The 17486-nt window shown below is 55.4% G+C and carries 16 protein-coding genes; 11 read left to right on the forward strand and 5 right to left on the reverse strand.

From position 1 onward, the window contains the following. Positions 1 to 8: 8 nt before the first annotated feature. On the reverse strand, positions 9 to 830 hold the full coding sequence (locus GC087_RS10495) for a DUF72 domain-containing protein (protein ID WP_006120264.1): 822 nt from the start codon (positions 828 to 830) through the stop codon (positions 9 to 11). A gap of 220 nt (positions 831 to 1050) precedes the next feature. Here GC087_RS10495 and aspS point away from each other — a divergent pair, with 220 nt between their 5' ends. The 6 genes from aspS to ruvB all read left to right on the forward strand — a co-directional run bounded on the left by aspS (position 1051) and on the right by ruvB (position 6563). After that, the gene (gene aspS, locus GC087_RS10500) at positions 1051 to 2832 is read left to right on the forward strand and encodes an aspartate--tRNA ligase (RefSeq protein ID WP_324030510.1); all 1782 of its coding nucleotides are present in this window, start codon (positions 1051 to 1053) and stop codon (positions 2830 to 2832) included. After that, positions 2832 to 3263: a dihydroneopterin triphosphate diphosphatase gene (nudB, locus tag GC087_RS10505; protein ID WP_324030512.1), complete on the forward strand. Its 432-nt coding sequence runs from the start codon at positions 2832 to 2834 to the stop codon at positions 3261 to 3263. The genes aspS and nudB overlap by 1 nt, the downstream gene beginning before the upstream one ends. Positions 3264 to 3531: 268 nt before the next feature. Further along, the gene (locus GC087_RS10510) at positions 3532 to 4275 is read left to right on the forward strand and encodes a YebC/PmpR family DNA-binding transcriptional regulator (protein WP_058701783.1); all 744 of its coding nucleotides are present in this window, start codon (positions 3532 to 3534) and stop codon (positions 4273 to 4275) included. A 36-nt stretch (positions 4276 to 4311) separates the two neighbouring features. Then, entirely contained in the window at positions 4312 to 4839 is a 528-nt protein-coding gene (gene ruvC / locus GC087_RS10515; RefSeq protein WP_033741979.1) for a crossover junction endodeoxyribonuclease RuvC, read from the forward strand. Between the two features lie 96 nt (positions 4840 to 4935). Beyond that, positions 4936 to 5550, forward strand: coding sequence for a Holliday junction branch migration protein RuvA (gene ruvA, locus GC087_RS10520; protein ID WP_006120270.1), 615 nt, complete (start codon positions 4936 to 4938; stop codon positions 5548 to 5550). Positions 5551 to 5558: 8 nt separating this feature from the next. Further along, complete coding sequence (gene ruvB, locus GC087_RS10525) at positions 5559 to 6563, forward strand: Holliday junction branch migration DNA helicase RuvB (RefSeq protein ID WP_006120271.1); 1005 nt, start codon at positions 5559 to 5561, stop codon at positions 6561 to 6563. Here ruvB and znuB read toward each other — a convergent pair whose 3' ends face one another. Together znuB and znuC are read right to left on the reverse strand one after the other, a co-directional pair. Continuing rightward, on the reverse strand, positions 6564 to 7349 hold the full coding sequence (gene znuB / locus GC087_RS10530) for a zinc ABC transporter permease subunit ZnuB (RefSeq protein ID WP_054633643.1): 786 nt from the start codon (positions 7347 to 7349) through the stop codon (positions 6564 to 6566). Then, positions 7346 to 8101 carry a zinc ABC transporter ATP-binding protein ZnuC gene (gene znuC, locus GC087_RS10535; RefSeq protein ID WP_033741975.1) on the reverse strand — a complete coding sequence of 252 codons (756 nt, stop codon included), beginning with the start codon at positions 8099 to 8101 and terminating at the stop codon, positions 7346 to 7348. The genes znuB and znuC overlap by 4 nt, the downstream gene beginning before the upstream one ends. A 77-nt stretch (positions 8102 to 8178) precedes the next feature. Between znuC and znuA the strand changes: the two genes are divergently transcribed. The 3 genes from znuA to lpxM all read left to right on the forward strand — a co-directional run bounded on the left by znuA (position 8179) and on the right by lpxM (position 11560). Continuing rightward, complete coding sequence (gene znuA / locus GC087_RS10540; protein WP_205950329.1) at positions 8179 to 9126, forward strand: zinc ABC transporter substrate-binding protein ZnuA; 948 nt, start codon at positions 8179 to 8181, stop codon at positions 9124 to 9126. 14 nt (positions 9127 to 9140) lie between these two features. Further along, positions 9141 to 10472 carry a murein DD-endopeptidase MepM gene (gene mepM / locus GC087_RS10545; protein WP_324030513.1) on the forward strand — a complete coding sequence of 444 codons (1332 nt, stop codon included), beginning with the start codon at positions 9141 to 9143 and terminating at the stop codon, positions 10470 to 10472. Positions 10473 to 10585: 113 nt separating this feature from the next. Continuing rightward, positions 10586 to 11560, forward strand: a complete 975-nt coding sequence (gene lpxM, locus GC087_RS10550) for a lauroyl-Kdo(2)-lipid IV(A) myristoyltransferase (RefSeq protein WP_324030515.1) — start codon at positions 10586 to 10588, stop codon at positions 11558 to 11560. Between the two features lie 28 nt (positions 11561 to 11588). On the opposite strand, the gene GC087_RS10555 is transcribed toward lpxM, so the two are convergent. Beyond that, entirely contained in the window at positions 11589 to 12821 is a 1233-nt protein-coding gene (locus GC087_RS10555) for an MFS transporter (protein ID WP_324030517.1), read from the reverse strand. A gap of 84 nt (positions 12822 to 12905) precedes the next feature. Continuing rightward, on the reverse strand, positions 12906 to 14348 hold the full coding sequence (gene pyk, locus GC087_RS10560; protein WP_033741964.1) for a pyruvate kinase: 1443 nt from the start codon (positions 14346 to 14348) through the stop codon (positions 12906 to 12908). Positions 14349 to 15151: 803 nt separating this feature from the next. Between pyk and zwf the strand changes: the two genes are divergently transcribed. Then, positions 15152 to 16627 (forward strand): glucose-6-phosphate dehydrogenase, encoded by a 1476-nt coding sequence (gene zwf / locus GC087_RS10565; RefSeq protein ID WP_324030519.1) that lies wholly within the window; start codon positions 15152 to 15154, stop codon positions 16625 to 16627. A gap of 189 nt (positions 16628 to 16816) precedes the next feature. After that, entirely contained in the window at positions 16817 to 17455 is a 639-nt protein-coding gene (locus tag GC087_RS10570) for a bifunctional 4-hydroxy-2-oxoglutarate aldolase/2-dehydro-3-deoxy-phosphogluconate aldolase (protein WP_033741962.1), read from the forward strand. Positions 17456 to 17486: the final 31 nt, after the last annotated feature.

A 17486-nucleotide genomic window follows, 5' to 3' on the forward strand; every position in this document is an offset into this window, starting at 1 on the left:
GGTCGCTATCAGAATAGCGAATCCTGTTGCGGCCAGTCCGGCCCGGGACCGATGCTGGCATCAATTTTTTGCAGTTCAGGCCACAAGGCCTGCACCAGCGGAAAGACCTGGCCCATGTCGGGCGTGTGAATGAAAACCAGCGGTTCACTTTGCGTATGCCATTCAGCCAGTTTCGTCAGCCAGATGCGAAACAGCGGCAGGCTTTCTTCAAGACTATCGCTGCCGACAAAGCGGATCATCGGGCGCGGTCCTGTTAACAGCGCATGCGGCGGGACGCGCGGTTTTTGCTGGCGGGCGTGCAGCGCCGCCGCGCTTTGTGACGTTGAGGCGTGAACCGGACGGCTGTCCAGCACCACACGATTGACGCCGCGCTGGAGCAGGCCACGATTCAGCGCGCGCTCAGCCTCACCTTTCGCGAAAAAAGCGGCATGCCGCACTTCCACGCCATAGGAAAAAGAGGCAGGCAGACTATCCAGAAAACGCCACAGATCGCTGAGTTGGGCGGGAGAAAAGCTGGCAGGCAACTGGAGCCAGTACTGACCGATGCGATCGGCAAGCGGATGCATCAGGCGAAAAAAGTCGGTCAGTAAGTCATCGGTGTTTTGCAGTGCTGCCTGATGGCTGATTGTGCTGGGGAATTTAAAACAGAAGCGAAACTGATCGTGCGTCATATCCCGCCAGCGCAACACGGTTTCGGGATCCGGCAGTGCATACAGCGTGGTATTGCCCTCAACGGTCTGGAAATAACGCGCGTAGTCCGCCAGGGTTTCAATTCCCCAGCGTTTCCAGTGTGCGTGGTGCCATTGCGGCAAACCGATACGAAGTGTCACGCCTGACTCCTGTCGTTGAGTGTGATGGTAATTATCCTGTAAGGCAGTATATTGACGCAACCCGGTGAAAAGGGAACAGGAAATGCCGTGCTTTAGCGTGGCTCCACTTATCCTGTCAGCCTTTTTCCATTATAATAGCGGCCTTTTTTGCGACAGCACCTGATAAGGTTACGCGGCCTGGTGCTGTCTGCTGCAGCGGCGAAGTTAAAAGGATAGTGTTATGCGTACAGAGTATTGTGGACAGCTCAATCTGTCTCATGTGGGTCAGCAAGTTACGCTTTGCGGCTGGGTCAATCGCCGTCGCGATCTGGGAAGCCTGATCTTTATCGATATGCGCGACCGTGAAGGCATCGCCCAGGTGTTTTTCGATGCCGATCATCAAGAGGCGTTCCAGCTGGCATCTGAACTGCGTAACGAATTCTGTATCCAGATCACCGGTACCGTCCGTGCCCGTGACGAAAAGAACCGAAACAGCGACATGGCGACCGGCGACGTGGAAGTATTCGCCCACGCGCTGACCATCATCAACCGTGCTGACCCTCTGCCGCTGGATTCTAACCAGACCAACAGCGAAGAAGCGCGTCTGACGTATCGCTATCTGGACCTGCGTCGTCCGGAGATGGCGCAGCGTTTGAAAACCCGTGCGAAAATCACCAGCTTTGTGCGTCGCTTTATGGATAACGAAGGCTTTCTGGATATTGAAACGCCGATGCTGACTAAAGCAACGCCAGAAGGCGCGCGCGACTATCTGGTGCCCAGCCGTGTGCACAAAGGGAAGTTCTATGCGCTGCCGCAGTCACCGCAGTTGTTCAAGCAGCTGCTGATGATGTCCGGCTTCGACCGCTATTATCAGATCGTTAAGTGCTTCCGTGATGAAGACCTGCGTGCTGATCGTCAGCCAGAGTTTACCCAGATCGACGTTGAAACCTCCTTCATGACCGCCGAACAGGTGCGTGAGAAGATGGAGCGTCTGATTCGTGAGCTGTGGATGGACATCAAAGGGGTGGATCTGGGGGCGTTTCCACAGATGACCTTTGCCGAAGCCATGCATCGCTTTGGTTCGGATAAGCCTGACCTGCGCAACCCGATGGAGCTGGTGGACGTAGGCGGTCTGCTGAAAAGCGTCGAATTCCAGGTCTTCGCGGGTCCCGCTAATGACCCGAAAGGCCGCGTAGCTGCGCTGCGTGTGCCCGGCGGTGCGGCGCTGACGCGTAAGCAAATCGACGAATACGGCAAGTTTGTTGAAATCTACGGGGCCAAAGGGCTGGCGTGGATGAAGATTAACGAACGTGCCAACGGCTTCGAGGGCGTGCAGAGTCCGGTGGCCAAGTTCCTCAGTGCCGACATCGTGGAAGCGATACTGAACCGCACGGGCGCACAGGATGGCGACCTGATCTTCTTCGGTGCCGATCGCGCGAAAGTCGTGGCGGATGCGCTGGGTGCGCTGCGCCTGAAAGTCGGCCGCGATTTGCGGATCACCGACGAAAACGCCTGGGCACCGCTGTGGGTAATCGACTTCCCGATGTTTGAGGAAGATGAAGAAGGCGGTCTGGCTGCGATGCACCATCCGTTCACCTCACCGAAAGACATGACCGCAGAGGCGCTGGCCAGCGATCCGGTTCAGGCGGTGGCAAATGCCTACGACATGGTGATTAACGGCTACGAAGTGGGCGGCGGTTCCGTGCGTATTCACAACAGCAAAATGCAGCAGACGGTGTTCAGTATCCTCGGGATCACCGAAGAGGAGCAGCGCCTGAAGTTTGGCTTCCTGCTTGACGCGCTGAAATACGGTACACCACCGCACGCGGGCCTGGCATTTGGTCTGGATCGTCTGACGATGCTGCTGACCGGCACCGATAACATTCGCGATGTTATCGCATTCCCGAAAACCACCGCCGCCGCGTGCATGATGACCGAAGCACCGAGCGAAGCCAATCCTGCCGCGTTGCTTGATCTGGGCATTCTGGTGGCGCCGAAGAAAGAAAAGTCAGAGAACAAGTAATGGGCAATAAACATCCGGTATCGGTGCTGGTGGTGATTTTTGCGCAAGATACTGGCCGGGTGTTAATGCTGCAGCGACGTGATGATGCCAGCTTCTGGCAGTCGGTCACAGGCAGCCTGGAAGTCGGGGAAACCCCGCGCCAGGCGGCCGAGCGTGAGGTGTCAGAGGAGCTGTCCATCAACATTGCGGACGAAAAGTTAGTGCTGGAAGACTGTCACAAACAGATCGAGTTTGAAATTTTCCCGCACTATCGCCACCGTTACGCACCGGGCATTACGTATAACCGTGAACACTGGTTCAGGCTGGCGTTACCCGCAGAGCGCGACCTGCTGCTCACCGAGCATCTTGCCGCGCGCTGGCTTGAGCCCGCCGCTGCTGCTGCCCTGACCAAGTCCTGGAGTAACCGCCAGGCGATTGAGGAATTTATCTGAATGCCTGCCGTAATGCGTTTTTCAGGCGGCAGTAACGTTAAATTTCGCGAATTCGACGAAGCTCATCCTTCGTTCCCTAAACCGGGTGCCGGTGATAAACCGGCGCCGTTAAAATTGAAGAGTCGGGCATCATCGGTATCGCGAAGCCGCGACTGTCAGTGCAGCGCAACCGGAACGTTTATAACGACGTGAGGATGGCAGGCACTGTCGGGAGGCGGATCGTAAGTCAGATAGCCCGTGCGATTGTTAAGATCGGAGAATATGCAAGATGGCTGGACATAGTAAATGGGCGAATACCAAGCACCGCAAGGCTGCTCAGGATGCCAAGCGCGGTAAAATCTTTACCAAAATCATTCGCGAGCTGGTGACCGCCGCGAAACTGGGTGGGGGCGATCCCGGTTCTAACCCACGTTTACGTGCTGCCATGGACAAAGCGCTGTCTAATAACATGACACGCGATACCATGAACCGTGCGATTGCACGCGGCGTGGGCGGCGAAGATGATTCCAACATGGAAACCATCATCTATGAAGGTTACGGTCCGGGGGGATCGGCCATCATGATCGAGTGTCTGAGTGATAACCGAAACCGTACGGTGGGTGAAGTGCGTCATGCGTTCACCAAAACCGGCGGCAACCTGGGAACCGATGGCTCCGTGTCTTACCTGTTCAGCAAAAAAGGCGTGATTTCTTACGCGCCAGGTCAGGATGAAGATGCGGTGATGGAAGCCGCGCTGGAAGCCGGTGCAGAGGACGTGGTGGCGTATGATGATGGCGCTATCGATGTCTTCACCGCCTGGGAAGAGATGGGCTCCGTGCGCGATGCGCTGGAAGCCGCCGGTCTGAAAGCGGATACGGCGGAAGTTGCGATGATTCCGTCAACCAAAGCGGAAATGGATGCGGAAACCGCACCGAAACTGCTGCGTCTGATCGATATGCTGGAAGACTGCGACGACGTGCAGGAGGTTTATCACAACGGTGAGATCTCCGATGAGGTGGCGGAAACGCTGTAATGCTGTACCGCTTTCATCGCTGGCTGGAGACGCGTCATGTCTATTATCCTGGGGATTGACCCCGGTTCACGCGTCACCGGTTACGGGGTGATTCGTCAGACCGGCCGCCAGCTCACCTATCTGGGCAGCGGCTGTATCCGCACCAATACGACAGAATTGCCGGCGCGCCTGAAGCTGATCTATGCTGGCGTTTGCGAAATTATCACGCAGTTTTCGCCTGATTTTTTCGCCATCGAGCAGGTATTTATGGCGAAGAACGCCGACTCGGCGCTGAAGCTTGGCCAGGCGCGCGGTGCCGCCATCGTCGCGGCGGTAAACCATGACCTGCCGGTGTTCGAATATGCCGCACGTCAGGTGAAGCAGACGGTTGTCGGAACCGGCGGGGCAGAAAAAAGTCAGGTTCAGCATATGGTCAAATCCTTACTGAAGCTTGCAGCCAGTCCGCAGGCTGATGCCGCCGATGCGCTGGCTATTGCGATTACGCACTGCCATGTTGCACAGAATGCCGCGCGCATGAGTGAGAACACGCTGGTGCTGACCCGCGGCCGGCTGCGGCAGCGCTAACGGCAATCCCCGCAATATGCCCGTCAGGCTGGATATTCATCCAGCCTTTTTTATGGTATAAATTCCGCCACATACGTTGAATAAGGAAGGCATCAGGTGATAGGTCGTTTACGGGGAACCATTCTGGAAAAGCAGCCACCGCTGGTCCTGCTGGAGGCGCATGGCGTTGGTTATGAAGTCCATATGCCAATGACCTGTTTTTATGAACTGCCTGAGCTTAATCACGAAGCGATAATCTTTACGCAATTTGTGGTTCGTGAAGACGCGCAACTGCTGTTCGGCTTTAACAGCAAACAGGAACGTGCCCTGTTTCGTGAACTGATAAAAGTCAACGGCGTTGGGCCGAAACTGGCGCTCGCTATTCTGTCGGGCATGTCCGCTCAGCAGTTTGTCACGGCGGTGGAAAAAGAAGAGATTGCCGCGCTGGTCAAACTGCCGGGTGTGGGCAAGAAAACCGCCGAGCGTCTGGTTGTCGAGATGAAGGATCGCTTTAAAGGGATGCATGGCGATCTGTTTGGCGGTGACTCGGCCTTTACGCTGACCACGCCGGGCCCGGAACCCGAAACCAACGACGCCGAAGCGGAAGCGGTTGCAGCGCTGGTGTCCCTGGGTTATAAACCGCAGGAAGCGAGCCGCATGATCAGCAAAGTGGGTCGCCCTGACGCGGATTGTGAAACATTAATTCGCGAAGCGCTCCGCGCCGCTATTTGAGGTAATTCATGATTGAAGCCGATCGCCTGATCTCCGCCGCCAGCGTTAGCGAAGAAGAGAGCCTCGACCGCGCCATCCGGCCTAAGATGCTGACCGAGTATGTCGGCCAGCCGCAGGTGCGGGAGCAAATGGAAATTTTTATCAAAGCGGCCCAACTGCGTGGCGATGCGCTGGACCATTTGCTGATTTTTGGCCCACCCGGGCTGGGAAAAACCACCCTGGCGAACATTGTGGCTAATGAGATGGGCGTCAATCTGCGCACCACCTCCGGTCCGGTGCTGGAGAAAGCGGGCGATTTGGCGGCGATGCTGACCAACCTTGAGCCGCATGATGTGCTGTTTATTGATGAGATTCACCGCCTGTCACCGGTCGTTGAAGAAGTGCTGTATCCGGCGATGGAAGACTATCAGCTGGATATCATGATTGGCGAGGGTCCGGCAGCGCGCTCGATTAAGCTTGATCTGCCGCCGTTTACGCTGATTGGTGCCACTACGCGCGCGGGCTCACTGACGTCGCCCCTGCGCGATCGTTTTGGTATCGTGCAGCGGCTGGAATTCTATCAGGTGAAAGATTTGCAGCATATTGTCGGGCGCAGTGCCGCCTGTCTGGGCCTGGCGCTGAGCGAGGAGGGAGCCCTAGAAATCGCCCGTCGCTCTCGCGGCACGCCGCGTATTGCTAACCGACTGTTACGCCGGGTGCGTGATTTTGCAGAAGTGCGGGCAAACGGTAACTTAAGCGGCGAAGTCTCAGTGACCGCGCTGGACATGCTTAACGTTGACAGCGAAGGTTTCGACTATATGGATCGTAAACTGCTGCTGGCGATTATTGATAAATTCACCGGCGGGCCGGTGGGTCTGGATAACCTTGCGGCGGCGATTGGTGAAGAGCGGGAAACGATCGAAGATGTCATCGAGCCCTTCCTGATTCAACAGGGCTTTATTCAACGCACACCGCGCGGCCGGATGGCCACGCAGCATGCTTACCGTCATTTCGGTATCACCAAAGAGGCGTAATCACAGCGCCGGTTTGCGCACCATACTGACGATAAACAGTATGGCTGCGCACAGCACCACAGACGGCCCCGCAGGCGTGTCATAGAACGCCGAGAAGGTTAACCCGCCGGTCACTGCCATTACCCCGATCAGCACCGCAATCGCGGCCATCATTTCCGGTGAACGTGCAAAGCGTCGCGCCGTCGCAGCCGGGATAATCAGCAGCGAGGTGATGATAAGCGCCCCGACAAATTTCATCGCCACGCCAATAGTCAGCGCGGTCACCAGCATCAGGATTAACCGGGTGCGTTGAATATTCACCCCGTCGACCTGCGCCAGTTCAGGGCTGATGGTCATCGACAGCAACGGGCGCCACTGCCAGGCCATGACCGCTAAAACACAACCTACGCCCGCAGCCATTGCCCCGAGATCGGCAGGGGTGACCGCCAGCAAATCGCCGAACAGGTAGGCCATCAAATCGACCCGCACATTCGACATCAGGCTGACGACCACCAGTCCCAGTGAAAGCGCACTGTGCGCCATGATGCCCAGCAAGGTATCTATGGCCAGATGCGGGCGGCGTTCCAGCCAGACCAGCCCCAGCGCCAGACAAACCGTCACCAGAATCACGGCATAATATGGATTTACATCCAGCATTAAACCAAACGCAACGCCCAGCAGTGAGGCATGGGCCAGCGTGTCGCCAAAGTAAGACATCTTGCGCCAGACGACAAACGAACCCAGAGGACCGGCAGCCAGCGCCAGCATGACGCCGCCCAGCCAGCCCGGTAGCAATAATTCAATCATAGTGGACCCGGTCCCTTGCGAAGTACGATACGTCCCTTTAAGTCGTGACGATGATTATGGTGATGACGATAGATAGCCAGTTCCTGCGCGCCGCGTGGCCCAAACATGGCAATAAATTCCGGATGCTGGGAGACAGCCTCGGGCGTGCCGGAACAGCAGATATGATGATTGAGGCACAGTACTTCGTCTGTCTTGGCCATGACCAGATGCAAATCATGAGAGACCATCAATACCGCACAGTTCAGCTCATGACGAAGCTGGTTAATCAAATCATAGAGCGCGACCTGACCATTGACGTCCACGCCCTGTGTCGGCTCATCCAGCACCAGCAACTGTGGCTGATTAAGCAGCGCACGCGCAAGCAGGACGCGCTGCATTTCGCCACCGGACAGTTTCTGCAGGGGAGAGGTCAGCAGGTGACCGGCCTGAACGCGTTTGAGCGCAGGCAGAATGTCCTGATGACGTGCGCCACGTGACAAACGCATAAAACGCTCGACAGTGACCGGTAACGTCGGATCGATGTGCAGTTTCTGAGGCACATAACCAATACGCAGGTTCGCACTGCGATGCACCTGACCGGATGAGGGCGCGAGCAGGCCGAGTACCACGCGCACCAGCGTCGATTTACCCGCGCCATTGGGACCCAGCAGCGTCAAAATTTTACCAGGATGAAGCGCCAGGCTCACGCCAGACAGGACGGTGCGTTGAGCAAACTGGATGGAGACATTTTCAAGTGTGACAAGTGATGGCATAAGATTTACAGGTTGCGCAGAATTTCGAATGTTATAATATCACATCCAATCTGTTGATGACGAAGGAATGACGCATTATGTTACATAATAAAAAAGGGGTGGGTTTTACCCTGGCTGCGCTTGCTTTTGCTACCGCCGTTGCTTTGCCCGCTCATGCCAATGTGGTGGCCTCCATTAAGCCTGTTGGCTTCATTGCCTCTGCGATTGCGGACGGGGTAACACCGGTGGAGGTCTTGCTGCCTGATGGCGCATCCGAACATGATTATGCCCTGCGTCCGTCTGATGTAAAACGCTTACAAAACGCGGACTTAGTGGTCTGGGTGGGACCAGAAATGGAAGCGTTTATGACCAAATCAGCCGCCGCCCTGCCAGAAAAAAAGAATCTAGAGATAGTACAAATTCCCGGCGTAAAAACGATGTTGCTGCGGGGCGATGAAGACGATGATCACGATGACCACGAGGCAGCAGAGCACGATCACGATGCAGAGCATCATCACCATCACGGTGAGTTTAATATGCACTTGTGGATGTCACCCGAAATCGCGCAAAAAACCGCGGTTGCAATCCATGAAAAATTATTGGAACTTATGCCGCAGGATAAAGCCAAACTTGACGCCAACCTGCAGCATTTTGAGGCAGAATTAGCGGACACAGATAAGCGCATTATCTCACAGCTTGCCCCCGTTAAAGATAAAGGGTATTTCGTTTTTCACGACGCTTACACGTACTTTGAAAAACACTACGGTCTCTCGCCCACCGGGCATTTTACCGTTAACCCAGAAATTCAACCGGGTGCACAGCGCTTACATCAAATTCGAACACAGTTGGTTGAGAAAAAGGCCGTTTGCGTCTTTGCTGAGCCACAATTCAGGCCGGCGGTCATCGATGCTGTTGCCCGTGGAACGCAGGTGCGTAAAGGCACGCTCGATCCACTGGGCACAGACATCAGCTTAGGAAAAGACAGCTATGTGAAATTCCTCTCACAGCTGTCGAGCCAGTATGAGACCTGCCTGAAAGGAGCATAGAGGAATAGTTTAACGTGCAGCAGATAGCCCGCTCTGTCGCCCTCGCATTTAATAATTTGCCGCGCCCCCACCGCGTTATGCTGGGATCGTTAACCGTTGTTACTCTGGCCGTCGCAGTCTGGCGGCCTTATGTTTACCATCCGAATGATGATGTTACGCCCATCGTCAAAGCCATTGAGTTAGACAAAAACGAGTTTCGCACACTGCTTCCTGAAGCCAGTGAACCTATCGATCAAACCACGCCCGAACCCGATGAAGAACTGCCTTCAGACGACGTCGATCAGGATGTCGCCGATACGGCAGGCTCGCACGATTACACCGTCTCCTCAGGCGACACGCTCAGCAGCGCACTGAACCAGTATGGCATCGACATGAGCGACATTAATGCGCTGGTGGCCAGCGATAAAGATCTGCGTAATTTGCAGGTCGGTCAGCAGCTCCGCTGGACGCTCAATGATGCCGGCGCACTGGATACCTTTACCTGGGAAATCTCGCGTCGTGAAACCCGCACCTATACGCGCACCGATAAAGGTGGCTTTAGCATGCAGTCGCAGATGCAAAAGGGTGAATGGCGCAACAGTGTGATTCAGGGCGAAGTCCGCGGCAGCTTCGCCGCCAGCGCTATGCGTGCCGGTTTAAGCAGTGCAGAGGCCAGCAGCGTGATCAAAGCCATGCAGTGGCAGATGGATTTTCGTAAGTTACGCGCGGGCGATAAATTCAGCGTGCTGATGTCGCGCGAAATGCTGGAAGGCAAGAGCGCGCAAAGCCAGCTACTGGGTGTGCGTTTGCGCAGCGGCGGCAAAGATTATTACGCGTTCCGGGCCGAAGACGGCAAATATTACGACCGCAGCGGTGCGGGCCTGGCGCGGGGCTTTATGCGTTTCCCCACCGTGAAACAGTACCGTGTCTCGTCGAACTTTAATCCGCGCCGTCTTAATCCGGTGACGGGCCGAATTGCACCACACAAAGGTGTCGATTTCGCGCTGCCGGTTGGTACGCCTGTGCTGGCTGTGGGCGATGGCGAAGTCGTGGTGGCCAAAAACGGCGGTGCCGCCGGTAACTATGTGGCCATCCGTCACGGCCGTCAGTATATGACGCGTTACATGCACCTCAAAAAAGTGCTGGTGAAACCGGGGCAAAAGGTAAAGCGTGGCGATCGTATTGCGCTCTCCGGCAATACCGGCCGTTCAACCGGACCGCATCTGCATTTTGAGATCTGGATTAATAATCAGGCTGTTAATCCCCTGACGGCCAAGCTGCCGCGCATGGAAGGTCTGACGGGCAAAGATCGTTCGCAGTATCTTGCTCAGGTCAAAGGCTGGTTACCGCAGTTGGGGATGAAGTAAACACTTTGATAACGTCGACGGCATGGCCGTCGACTTTTTTATCTCTGGCGCAGGATGATTGCAAATTTACTCGTCGCCACTATCATTAGCCCGTCATTGATTGAGGCGAGTGCATGGAAACCCGTAAAAAAAATAACATTGAATTTATTCCCGTTTTTGAACGTTCTTTTTTAAAGCCAAAATACTGGGGCAGCTGGCTGGCCATTGGCGCGCTGGCGGGTATTGCATTGATGCCGCCTCGCGTGCGCGATCCGCTTCTGGGAGGGCTCGGCAAGTTTGCTGGTAAGCTGGCGAAGGGCGCGCGTCGCCGTGCGCTCATCAATCTCTATTACTGCCTGCCTGAATTAAGCGAATCTCAGCGTGTCGCGATCGTCGATCAGATGTTTGCCACCGCACCGCAAGCCATGGCCATGATGGCCGAGCTGGGTATGCGCGATCCGGCACAGATCCGACAGCGGGTTGAGTGGCACGGTCGGGAAATCATTGATCAACTGCAGGCCGACAAGCAGAACGTGATTTTTCTGGTGCCGCATGGCTGGGCTGTGGACATTCCGGCCATGCTGCTGGCCTCAGAGGGACAGATGATGGCCGCGATGTTCCATAACCAGAGCGATCCGCTGGTGGACTATGTCTGGAACCGTGTCCGCCGTCGTTTTGGTGGTCGTATGCATGCGCGCAACGATGGCATTAAGCCGTTTATCAGTTCGGTCCGTCAGGGCTACTGGGGCTATTATCTGCCTGACCAGGATCACGGGCCGGAACACAGTGAGTTTGTCGACTTCTTTGCCACTTACAAAGCTACCTTACCCGCCGTTGGCCGGTTGATGAAAGTCTGTCGCGCCCGCGTCGTGCCGCTGTTTCCGGTGTATAACGGAGCAAGGCATAAGCTGGAAATTTACGTTCGTCCGCCGATGGATGACTTACTCGAAGCGGATGACCGTCAACTGGCGCGGCGGATGAATGAAGAGGTAGAAGTGTTTGTGCGTCCGCATCCGGAACAATATACCTGGATACTGAAACTGCTTAAAACCCGAAAAGCGGGTGATGTCGAACCCTACTCGCGAGACGAGCTTTATCCTCGTAAATAAAGAAAGGCCGCATGGCGGCCTTTCTGATTTAGACGGGCGTTACTTTGGCGTGACGCCTGCGTTCCCGCAGAAACATCAGCACCAGGCCAAACCACAGGACACCACTGATAAAGTTGATCAGGCTAAACCAGATTACCCCACCGCTAAAATAGAAGTGCTTCGCCAGCTCAATGCCGGCAGCCAGCGTCAAAATGCTGATCATGCCCAGCATGGCCGCGACGCTGCCTTTACCTTCATCGCTGGCATAGAGCGTCAGCCGGTAAAGTCCGGCATTCACCATCCCACCGCCGAACGCGTACAGGCTTAATCCTGCGGTAATCAACAAATAGCTGTGTGTGTTTATCAGCGTGGCAAATAAAGCAAGGCTTAACCCGAGTAATATGGGCCAGGCGGCAAATTTCACAGGTTGCTCAATCGGCATCCGGCCAACCAGTTTGCTCAGGGTCAGGTTACCGGCAATCATTGCCATAAATACCGGCAGCTGGAGCAGGGCGTACTCCATTCGTGAAAGTCCTTCATCACGCATCAGGATGACCGGGGACAGGGCCACCCAGGTCAGAATGGGAATGAAAACCAGTCCGATGGCAAAGGACCCAAACATCACCTGACGATCTTTTATCAGTCGGCCATAATTGCGCGCCAGCACCGGCAGCGCAATGGACTGGTGACGATCGCCGGCGGTTTCAGGCATGACCCGCCAGAGTACGATAAACGCCACGGCGCTGCAGGCGGCAAACAGCCAGAACATACTGCGCCAGCTTCCGGCCGTGAGCCAGGCGGCGCCGGCCAGAGGCCCGGCGAGTGGTGCCAGCAGGGCGACATTCGCCATCAGCGCCATAATGCGCACGGCCAGTGCTTCCTCGAACGCTTCCTGAATGGCTGCATAGCCGACCGCACCAATAAAACACAGGCTAATTCCCTGCAGGAAACGCAGACTGACAAACTGCTCAATGTCGCTGACCCAGGTAGTCAGAATACAGGCGGCGGCAAAAAACAGAATGCCGGACAGCAGCACAGGCCTGCGGCCATATTTATCGGACAACGGGCCAAGCAGCCATTGTAAAACCACGCCACCCAGCAAATAGGCCGTGAGAGAGGTGGAAACCCACTGATCGCCTACGTCGAATTCGGCGGTGACCAGCAACATGCCGGGTTGGATCATATCGTGAGCAATATAGGTGGCGAACTCATAAAGCACCATCGCCAGCGGAAACAGCATCACGCGTCCGGTCAACTGGCGGATGGGTTGATAACGGGCCATCTGGCCTCCTTATGAAAAAACAAAAAACGCGACTGCAAGGCAGCCGCGTTTAAATGGTAATACAGATGTGTATGAAAAGCGGTATTAATCGACGCGCAGCACCCGGCCGGTGTTAGTCGTGCCGGTTGCCCCCATCACATCCCCTTGCGTGACGACTACTAAATCACCGGAGACGAGGAAGCCCTTGTCACGCAGCAGATTAACGGCGTCATGGGCGGTGGCCACGCCTTCGTTATCGCTGTCGAAAAACACGGGCGTCACGCCGCGATACAGCGCGGTGATATTCAGCGTACGTTCGTGGCGCGACATGGCAAAGATCGGCAAACCTGATGTGATACGTGAGGTCATCAATGGCGTACGACCGGATTCCGTCATGGTAATAATGGCGGTCACGCCCTGCAGGTGGTTCGCCGTGTACATGGCTGACATGGCGATCGCTTCTTCGATATTATCGAACTGCACATCCAGACGGTGTTTAGAGACATTCACGCTTGGGATTTTCTCGGCACCCAGACAGACTTTTGCCATGGCGGCAACGGTCTCCGCCGGATACTGACCGGCAGCGGTTTCGGCTGACAGCATTACCGCATCGGTGCCGTCCAGCACGGCGTTGGCGACGTCCATGACTTCAGCGCGCGTCGGCATAGGATTGGTGATCATTGATTCCATCATCTGTGTCGCGGTGATGATGGTACGGTTCAACTGGCGCGCACGGCGTATAAGGGCTTTCTGAATCCCGACCAGTTCCGGATCGCCAATTTCCACGCCCAGGTCGCCACGGGCAACCATCACCACGTCAGAGGCCAGAATGATGTCATCCATGGCTTCCTGCGAGGCGACCGCTTCGGCACGTTCTACTTTCGCGACCATTAACGCGTCACAGCCCGCATCGCGCGCCAGACGGCGGGCATAGTGCATGTCCTCACCACAACGCGGGAAGGACACCGCCAGATAGTCCACGTTGATTTTGGCGGCCGTGATAATATCGGCTTTGTCTTTCTCCGTCAGGGCTTCAGCCGACAGGCCTCCGCCCAGTTTGTTGATGCCTTTATTGTTAGAAAGTGGGCCACCTACTGTTACTTCGGTAAACACTTTGACGCCCTGAACCTCCAGCACCTTCAGCTGGACGCGACCATCATCCAGCAGCAGGATATCGCCGGGTACCACATCCTCGGGCAGACCTTTATAGTCAATGCCGACGCGTTCTTTATCGCCTTCGCCTTTGCCCAGCGCCGCATCAAGCAGGAACCGGTCGCCCACGTTCAGGAAGACTTTACCTTCTTTAAAGGTGGAGACACGAATTTTAGGGCCTTGCAAATCGCCCAGAATGGCCACATGTCGACCGAGTTTTGCCGCAATCTGACGCACTTTATCGGCACGCATCTGGTGATCTTCGGGCGTACCGTGTGAAAAGTTAAGACGCACAACGTTGGCACCAGCAGCAATGATTTTTTCGAGATTGTTGTCGCGGTCAGTGGCTGGGCCGAGAGTGGTTACGATCTTGGTTCTTCTTAAACGTCGGGACATAGAGATTCCTTTGAATTTTGGAACTGAGCTGAATCGTTACTTTTTAAGGTATTAGCCCGTCAGATACTGATTACCACACAGAGGTATTATTATACATTCGAGTGTGTCAGAACTGTGGCACTGCGCCCGGAAGACGTCCAGTAAAGGCGCTTTTGTCAGATACAATACTGAGACTCACCGAGGAAGTCATCCCCCCTTCGACGCTAGCGCCAGCTTAATTGACCAGACGCAAGTGACGCAGCCATTCTGCGTGTCACAACGCGGCAGGCTGAACAGCCCGTTCATCTGTATCGTAGTTACAGCCGGGCCGCGCGTAACAGACCAGGCTGTTGCGGTCGTTCGTTTGCCGGTGGGGAAGGCATCGTCTGTTGTTTGGCCCACGAAGCCGGTGTAAACAGCGAAAAGCGTAAAGCGGCAAGTGTTGCACCGGCGCATTATCCCGACCGGATAGGGAGTAAATATCTGTTAGAATGGATAAATGCTGAGAAGAAAGGCAATGCTGCCGGGGTGACCCTGTAGAATCAGCCGCGGGGCAAGGTCTGATAAGTCGGCTGGCCCTTTTTTTGCCATAATCAGCGTCGCACTGGCTGCAGCCAGACAATTTTTGACACAGAAAAATAAGCGAAAGCGCACGGGTCAACCTACCACAGACGCGAATTACGCGCAGAGTAAGTAGGGTGACGCCGCGGGCTGGTTTACCTGGCCTGGGGAAAAAAGTACATTGTGCTGAAAGTAAATAACAACATGGACCCGGTGCTCAGGATGCATCGCCACCGGGACTATCCTGCAACGAGGAGAGGAAAATGGCGGTAACACAAATAGCCCAGGCATGCGATCTGGTAATTTTCGGCGCCAAAGGCGATCTCGCCCGTCGTAAACTGTTGCCCTCGCTGTATCAGTTAGAGAAAGCGGGTCAGATTCATGAAGAAACCCGGATTATCGGCGTTGGCCGTGCAGAGTGGGATAAAGCTGAATACACCAAAGTGGTGCGTGAGGCGTTAGAAACCTTCATGAAGGAAAAGATTGACGAAGCGCTCTGGGATAAGCTCAGTAACCGTCTCGATTTCTGTAACCTTGATGTCAACGATACCTCGCATTTCCCAAGACTGGGTAAGATGCTGGATCAGAAAAACCGCACCACGATTAACTATTTCGCCATGCCGCCCAGCACCTTCGGGGCCATTTGTCAGGGCCTCGGCATGGCCAAGCTCAATGCGAAACCGGCGCGCGTGGTGATGGAAAAACCGCTCGGCACGTCGCTGGAAACGTCAAAAGAAATCAACGACCGCGTAGGCGAGTATTTCGATGAGAGTCAGGTGTTCCGTATTGACCACTATCTGGGGAAAGAAACGGTTCTGAACCTGCTTGCGCTGCGTTTCGCAAACTCCATCTTCGTGAACAACTGGGATAACCGCACCATCGATCACGTGCAGATTACCGTGGCTGAAGAGGTGGGCATTGAAGGCCGTTGGGGTTACTTCGATAAAGCCGGACAGATGCGCGATATGATCCAGAACCACCTGTTACAGGTGCTGACCATGATTGCAATGTCTCCGCCTTCCGATCTCAGTGCCGACAGCATTCGCGATGAGAAAGTGAAAGTGCTGCGTTCGCTGCGTCCTATCGATCAGACAAATGTCCGTGAGAAAACGGTGCGGGGTCAGTACACCGCCGGCTTTGTGCAGGGCAAAAAAGTCCCCGGCTACCTGGAAGAAGAGGGTGCCAACAAAACCAGTTCTACGGAAACCTTTGTGGCCATTCGCGTCGATATCGACAACTGGCGCTGGGCGGGCGTGCCCTTCTATCTGCGCACCGGTAAGCGTTTGCCGACCAAGTGTTCTGAAGTCGTGGTGTACTTCAAAAACCCGGAGATGAACCTGTTTAAAGACTCTTACTCCGAGTTACCGCAGAACAAACTGACCATCCGTCTGCAGCCGGATGAAGGGGTGGACATTGAGATCCTGAACAAGGTGCCGGGTCTGGATCACAAACACAAACTGCAGACGACCAAGCTGGATCTGAGCTACTCAGAAACCTTTAACCAGTCTCATCTGGCGGATGCGTACGAGCGTTTACTGCTGGAATCGATGCGCGGCATTCAGGCACTGTTCGTGCGCCGTGACGAGGTGGAAGCCGCCTGGACTTACGTTGACTCCATCATCAACGCCTGGGCCGCAGATGGTGATTCCTCCAAACCTTATCAGGCCGGCACCTGGGGACCGGTGGCGTCCGTCGCGATGATCACGCGAGACGGTCGTTCCTGGAATGAATTCGAATAATCCCTTCCCAGCCCGCATAATGCGGGCTTTTTTTTGCACCATCTCTCAAAAATGAACTGCTGTTTTAAAAATTTTATCCGTTGATGGACGGTGAAACGGAGAATCCTGTATGGTAGTCGTGCTGTTAACCGGACTGGCGCTGTAAAGGCTTCGGCGCAGTGATCACAATGTTATTTACCAGGGGAAGTGATGAAAAACTGGAAAACGAGTGCAGAACAGATTCTGAAAACCGGACCGGTCGTGCCGGTAATCGTGGTTAACAAGCTGGAACATGCGGTTCCCATGGCTCAGGCGCTGGTCGCCGGCGGCGTCAGGGTGCTGGAAGTGACCTTACGCACGCCCGTGGCGATGGATGCCTTACGCGCCATTATCAAACAGGTGCCAGAGGCTATTGTCGGTGCGGGAACGGTGCTGAACACACAGCAGCTCCAGGAAGTGACGGAAGCGGGCGCACAGTTTGTAATCAGCCCTGGTATCACCGAGTCCTTACTCAAGGCCGCCGTTGAAGGGCCAGTTCCGCTTATTCCCGGCATCAGCACGGTGTCAGAATTAATGACCGGCATGGATTACGGTCTGCGAGAGTTTAAATTTTTCCCGGCCGAAGCCAACGGCGGGGTAAAAGCGCTACAGGCCATCGGTGGGCCTTTCCCTCAGGTGCGTTTCTGTCCGACGGGCGGTATCTCACCAGCGAATTACCGTGATTATCTGGCGCTGAAAAGCGTACTTTGTATCGGCGGCTCCTGGCTGGTGCCGAACGAGGCGCTGGAAGCAGGGGACTGGCAGCGTATTACGCAACTGGCCAGCGAGGCCGTCGCGGGGGCCCGCTAACGGGCAGACGGTGAGCCCGCAGGCTCACCGC

Source organism: Pantoea sp. JZ2 (assembly GCF_035191405.1).
GTDB classification, from domain to species: Bacteria; Pseudomonadota; Gammaproteobacteria; order Enterobacterales; family Enterobacteriaceae; genus Pantoea; species Pantoea stewartii.